This is a genomic window from Deinococcus aerophilus (genome assembly GCF_014647075.1).
Lineage (GTDB): Bacteria > Deinococcota > Deinococci > Deinococcales > Deinococcaceae > Deinococcus > Deinococcus aerophilus.
Genome location: NZ_BMOM01000063.1, coordinates 1 through 4,600, shown reverse-complemented (window position 1 = coordinate 4,600; position 4,600 = coordinate 1). Strand labels below are relative to the sequence as shown.

Below are 4,600 nucleotides of genomic sequence, written 5' to 3'. Positions count from 1 at the left end.
CGATATAGACGCCTCCGCACTGCGGACACTTCAAACCGTTCATGCTTCATTGAACACCCGTCATGCTCGGAAGTCCACTACCCTCTGCCGCCAGAGCTTGCGCCCAGGCCCCCTGCGGGAGTAAACTGCCAAGGTTGAAAACTGCCCCGGTACAGGGTTGCACCAGGGCGTTTCTCGGCACACCGCGCCCAGCAGACTGATGCTGACAGTCCCCCACGGCAGCGCGTTGATCACCTCAGGCTTCATTGCCAACCCGCCGCCAGTTCCGTACGCGTGGACTGGCCCCGCCCCCAGCACCCGTTCCCACTTTGTCCGGCCCAGTGTTTGCTGGCCCAGCTCAGATCAGAGGAGTGATTTACCCTGCCTACCACCCAGCAGCTGATTCGTAAGGGGCGCACCACGCTCCAGAAGAAAAGCAAGGTTCCGGCCCTGAAGGGCAGCCCCTTCCGCCGCGGCGTCTGCACGGTCGTCAAGACCACCACCCCCAAGAAGCCCAACTCGGCGCTGCGTAAGATCGCCCGCGTGCGCCTGAGCAGCGGCTTTGAAGTCACCGCCTACATCCCCGGTGAAGGCCACAACCTGCAGGAGCACAGCGTCGTACTGATCCGCGGCGGACGTGTGAAGGACTTGCCCGGTGTGCGTTACCACATCGTGCGTGGCAGCCTCGACACCCAGGGCGTCAAGGACCGCAACAAGAGCCGCTCCAAGTACGGCACCAAGAAGCCCAAGGCCGGTGCCAAGGCGGGCGCCAAGAAGTAAGACTCGTTTTCGCTGCCCGGCCGCCACGGCTGCCGGCAGCAAAGCGAGGGTCGGCCGCGCCCCACCACTTTCTTCTGGATCACCAGAGGTGAGGCCCATGCAGCACGCTATCTGCGCCCCCCGTTAGGGCGCTTTACAAGAGGAGTTCAACATGGCACGTCGCCGCAGAGCAGAAGTGCGCCCCCTCCAGCCGGACCTGGTGTACCAGGACGTGCTGGTCAGCGCGATGATCAACCGCATCATGGAAGACGGCAAGAAGAACCTGGCCAGCCGTATTTTCTACGGAGCCATGAAGGTCGTGCAGGAGCGCACCGGCCAGGAGTCGCTCAAGATCTTCAAGCAGGCCTTTGACAACGTCAAGCCGCGCGTTGAAGTCCGCAGCCGCCGCGTGGGCGGGTCCACCTACCAGGTGCCGGTCGAAGTCGGCGTGCGCCGTCAGCAGAGCCTGACGCTGCGCTGGATGATGACCGCCGTGGACGGACGCCCCGAGCGCACCGCCATCGAGCGTCTGGCCGGCGAGATCATGGACGCCGCGCAGGGCCGGGGCGGCGCCATCAAGAAGAAAGACGACATCGAGCGCATGGCCGAAGCCAACCGCGCCTACGCGCACTACCGCTGGTAAGCGTTTTCTGCCCAAGCGTCAAGAACCGGACGGTGGGCTTTCCTACCGTCCATCTCGCGTGAGAGGGGTACACGAGCGCCGGACCCCGGGTTCAGCCCAGCCCACCGTCATCCGGGGAGCGAGACACGTTCTCCGTCAGCATCAGGGAGTCTAAATGACCACCAAAGCCCAGAGTTACCTGACCCACTTCCGCAACATCGGAATTGCCGCGCACATCGACGCCGGCAAGACCACCACCACCGAGCGCATCCTGTACTACACCGGGCGCACCCACAACATCGGTGAAGTGCACGACGGCGCGGCCACCATGGACTGGATGGAGCAGGAGCGCGAGCGCGGCATCACCATCACCGCCGCCGCGACCACCGCGAAGTGGAAGCGTTCGGGCACCGACCAAGAATACGTCGTGAACATCATCGACACGCCCGGCCACGTGGACTTCACCATTGAAGTCGAGCGGTCCATGCGCGTGCTCGACGGCGCCGTCGCCGTGTTCGACAGCAGCCAGGGCGTGGAGCCGCAGTCCGAGACCGTGTGGCGTCAGGCCGACCGCTACGGCGTGCCGCGCATCGCATTCTCCAACAAGATGGACAAGACCGGCGCGAGCTTCGAACTCGTGCTGAGCGACATCCGTGAACGTCTGGGCGCCATTCCTGCTCCCATCCAGTACCCGATGGGTCAGGAAAACGAGTTCAAGGGCATCATCGACATCGTGCGCATGCAGGCCCACACCTACACCAACGACCTAGGCACCGACATCGTCGTGGGCGAGGTGCCTGCCGAGTTCGCCGACAAGGTCGCCGAGATGCGCTCACAGCTGATCGAGGCCGCCGCCGAAGTCGACGAAGACCTGATGATGAAGTACCTCGAAGGTGAGGAGCCCAGCGTCGAGGAACTTGTGGCCGCCATCCGTAAGGGCACCGTCGAGAAGAGGATCTTCCCGGTGCTGTGCGGCAGCGCGCTGAAGAACAAGGGCGTGCAGCTGCTGCTCGACGCCGTGATCGACTACCTGCCCAGCCCGCTGGAAGTTCCGGCGATCCGCGGCAAGGTCGAGGACAGCGAGGAAACCGTCGAGTTCCCCGCCGACCCCGACGGCAAGCTGGCCGCGCTGGCCTTCAAGATCATGGCCGACCCCTACGTGGGCCGCCTGACCTTCGTGCGCATCTACTCGGGCACCATGCAGTCGGGCAGCTACGTGATGAACGCGAGCAAGGACAAGCGCGAGCGCGTGGGCCGTCTGCTGAAGATGCACGCCAACAGCCGCGAGGAAGTCACCGAGCTGAAGGCCGGGGAACTGGGCGCCGTGATCGGCCTCAAGGACTCGGGCACCGGCAACACCCTGATCGGCGACGGCGACGACGCCGTGCTGCTCGAGAGCATCGACGTGCCGGAACCCGTCATCAAGCTGGCCATCGAGCCCAAGACCAAGGCCGACCAGGAAAAGATGGGCATTGGCCTGCAGAAGCTCGCCGAAGAGGACCCCACCTTCCGGGTGGAGTCGGACCAGGAAAGCGGCCAGACCACCATCTCGGGCATGGGCGAGCTGCACCTGGAAATCCTGGTGGACCGCCTGAAGCGCGAGTACAAGGTGGAGGCCAACGTGGGCGCGCCCCAGGTGGCCTACCGCGAGACCATCACCAAGGCCACCGACGTGGAAGGCAAGTTCGTGCGCCAGTCGGGCGGACGCGGCCAGTTCGGTCACGTCAAGATCAAGGCCGAGCCGCTGGAGCCCGGGTCCGGCTTTGTGTTCGAGAACGCCGTCGTGGGCGGCACCGTGCCCCGCGAGTACATCAACCCGGCCCAGAAGGGCATTGAAGAAGCCATGCAGAGCGGCCCCATGCTGGGCTTCCCGGTGGTGGACATGAAGGTCACCATTTACGACGGCAGCTACCACGAAGTGGACTCCTCGGAAATGGCCTTCAAGATCGCGGGCAGCATGGCGCTCAAGGAAGCCGTCCAGAAGGGCGCTCCGGCCATCCTGGAACCGGTCATGCGCGTGGAAGTGACCGTGCCCGAGGACTACATGGGCGACATCATCGGCGACCTGAACAGCCGCCGCGGTCAGATCCAGGGCATGGAAGCGCGCGGCAACGCCCAGATCGTCAAGGCCTTCGTGCCGCTGAGCGAGATGTTCGGGTACGCCACCGACATGCGCTCGATGACCCAGGGTCGCGCGAGCTACTCGATGTTCTTCGACCACTACACCCAGGTGCCGAACAACATCGCCCAGGGGCTGATGAAGAAGTAAGACGGACCTTTCCTCAGGAAAGTTCAGTCGGAAAAGGACCCGCCGTTCAGGCGGGTCTTTCTTTTGGAAATGGGGTCGGACCGTGACCACGGCCCGGACGCTACCCTGAGGGGCGATGACTGCTCCTGTTTCTCCCGGCCCGCAAACACCCCGCCCCCCCCGCCTGATCTTCCTGACCCTGCCCCTCCTGATCGGCGTGTTCTACAACGCCTTTTCCCTGCTGACCCTGCCGTTCTCCGGCCCCACCCTCAACGATCTGCTGATTCGTTTAAATGAAGGCGCGGGCCAGTCGGGAATTCCCCCCATCGTGCTGTCGCCCGAGCAGCTTCAGTGGGTGCTGTGGATTTCCTTCGCCATTACGGCGCTGCTGATCCTGTGGCTGTACTTCACCCGCCGCGCCCTGCTGGAGGGCCGCAGCTGGGGCCGGGTCTCGGCCATCGTGATCGCGGTCTTCAGCCTGCTGATCTTTCCCATCGGCACCGTCCTGGGGGTGGTGATGCTGGTGGGGGCCTTCGACCGGCAGGTGGTCGCCTACACCCGGCGCTGAGGACCTCGCAGGCGGGAACAGGGGCGAGGTTTCCAGGCCCTGGGATGAGGGTGCGGAGGGCCGCAGCGGGCGCTCCCGCTTCTGTTCGTGGGACCGCCGCTGACCACACCCCCCTTGTTCTGAGGCCTGATTTCCTGTACCCTATTTCTTCGGTGCGCCGTGAATCCCGCTGTGAAATGCGGACGCGGATTGCGGTGCAGCGTGCCAGCATGGCGGGACACTGCCCTGGCGAGAATCAACCCAATGTGGGTCACACCATCACAACCTCGTGGCATGCGCGGGGGACGCCCGATCAAAGGGCCAGTTTTGTGTGTGAATCCACCGCTTGGAGGGAGTAAAGATCATGGCAAAAGGAACGTTTGAGCGCACGAAGCCGCACGTGAACGTGGGCACCATCGGCCACGTCGACCACGGCAAGACCACC

The 4,600-nt window shown here is 64.3% G+C and carries 4 protein-coding genes; all 4 read left to right on the top strand.

Translation table 11 applies throughout. The features are described 5' to 3' along the window. Nucleotides 1-360: 360 nt before the first annotated feature. Entirely contained in the window at nt 361-759 is a 399-nt protein-coding gene (rpsL, locus tag IEY21_RS16510; RefSeq protein WP_188905435.1) for a 30S ribosomal protein S12, read from the top strand. A 151-nt stretch (nt 760-910) separates the two neighbouring features. Continuing rightward, nucleotides 911-1,381 (top strand): 30S ribosomal protein S7, encoded by a 471-nt coding sequence (gene rpsG, locus IEY21_RS16505; RefSeq protein WP_188905434.1) that lies wholly within the window; start codon nt 911-913, stop codon nt 1,379-1,381. Between the two features lie 154 nt (nt 1,382-1,535). Then, complete coding sequence (fusA, locus tag IEY21_RS16500) at nt 1,536-3,629, top strand: elongation factor G (protein ID WP_188905433.1); 2,094 nt, start codon at nt 1,536-1,538, stop codon at nt 3,627-3,629. A 115-nt stretch (nt 3,630-3,744) separates the two neighbouring features. Further along, nucleotides 3,745-4,176, top strand: a complete 432-nt coding sequence (locus tag IEY21_RS16495) for a hypothetical protein (protein ID WP_188905432.1) — start codon at nt 3,745-3,747, stop codon at nt 4,174-4,176. The last annotated feature ends 424 nt before the right edge of the window (nt 4,177-4,600 follow it).

Bases quoted from the DNA above. Each gene is read 5' to 3' on its own strand.
- rpsG (WP_188905434.1), top strand. From the start codon at position 911: ATGGCACGTCGCCGCAGAGCAGAAGTGCGCCCCCTCCAGCCGGACCTG.
- fusA (WP_188905433.1), top strand. From the start codon at position 1,536: ATGACCACCAAAGCCCAGAGTTACCTGACCCACTTCCGCAACATCGGA.
- IEY21_RS16495 (WP_188905432.1), top strand. From the start codon at position 3,745: ATGACTGCTCCTGTTTCTCCCGGCCCGCAAACACCCCGCCCCCCCCGC.